We start from the raw sequence: 1,430 nt of genomic DNA on the forward strand, positions 1-1,430 counted from the left end.
CAGTTTCTGCTTCATAGAAGGCGCTTAGGCAAATCCGGGCGCGTAATTCAAGGGAGTGGGACGAGTGAACTTGTTCACGTAGCAATCGGAAGTGGTTCCAAGAAAAGCCTCTAAGCTTCAGTCATACGAGACCGTACCGCAAACCGACACAGGTGGGCGAGATGAGTATTCTAAGGCGCTTGAGAGAACTCGGGAGAAGGAACTCGGCAAATTGGTACCGTAACTTCGGGAAAAGGTACGCCCCGGTAGCTTGGCTGATTTACTTCAGTAGGGCGAAAGGGTTGCAATAAACTGGTGGCTGCGACTGTTTAATAAAAACACAGCACTCTGCAAACACGAAAGTGGACGTATAGGGTGTGACGCCTGCCCGGTGCTGGAAGATTAAATGATGGGGTGCAAGCTCTTGATTGAAGTCCCAGTAAACGGCGGCCGTAACTATAACGGTCCTAAGGTAGCGAAATTCCTTGTCGGGTAAGTTCCGACCTGCACGAATGGCGTAACGATGGCCACACTGTCTCCTCCCGAGACTCAGCGAAGTTGAAGTGTTTGTGATGATGCAATCTACCCGCGGCTAGACGGAAAGACCCCATGAACCTTTACTGTAGCTTTGCATTGGACTTTGAACCAATCTGTGTAGGATAGGTGGGAGGCTTTGAAGCGGGGACGCCAGTTCTCGTGGAGCCAACCTTGAAATACCACCCTGGTTTGTTTGAGGTTCTAACCTTGGTCCGTGATCCGGATCGGGGACAGTGCATGGTAGGCAGTTTGACTGGGGCGGTCTCCTCCTAAAGTGTAACGGAGGAGTTCGAAGGTACGCTAATTACGGTCGGACATCGTGATGATAGTGCAATGGCATAAGCGTGCTTAACTGCGAGACCGACAAGTCGAGCAGGTACGAAAGTAGGACATAGTGATCCGGTGGTTCTGTATGGAAGGGCCATCGCTCAACGGATAAAAGGTACTCTGGGGATAACAGGCTGATTCCTCCCAAGAGTTCATATCGACGGGGGAGTTTGGCACCTCGATGTCGGCTCATCACATCCTGGGGCTGTAGCCGGTCCCAAGGGTATGGCTGTTCGCCATTTAAAGTGGTACGTGAGCTGGGTTTAAAACGTCGTGAGACAGTTTGGTCCCTATCTGCCGTGGGCGTTGGAAATTTGAAGGGGGCTGCTCCTAGTACGAGAGGACCGGAGTGGACGAACCTCTGGTGTACCGGTTGTCACGCCAGTGGCATTGCCGGGTAGCTAAGTTCGGAAGAGATAACCGCTGAAAGCATCTAAGCGGGAAACTTGCCTTGAGATGAGATTTCCCGGAGCTTTAAGCTCCTTGAAGGGTCGTTCGAGACCAGGACGTTGATAGGCTGGGTGTGGAAGTGCAGTAATGCATTAAGCTAACCAGTACTAATTGCCCGTAAGGCTTGTCCCTATAAC

1 rRNA gene is annotated in these 1,430 nt (G+C 51.6%); it reads left to right on the forward strand.

What is annotated here, in order from left to right:
- Positions 1–1,425, forward strand: a 23S ribosomal RNA gene (locus GTP77_RS29690); the annotation flags it as partial.
- Positions 1,426–1,430 lie beyond the last annotated feature (5 nt).

Source organism: Pseudoduganella aquatica, assembly GCF_009857595.1.
GTDB lineage: Bacteria > Pseudomonadota > Gammaproteobacteria > Burkholderiales > Burkholderiaceae_D > Rugamonas > Rugamonas aquatica_A.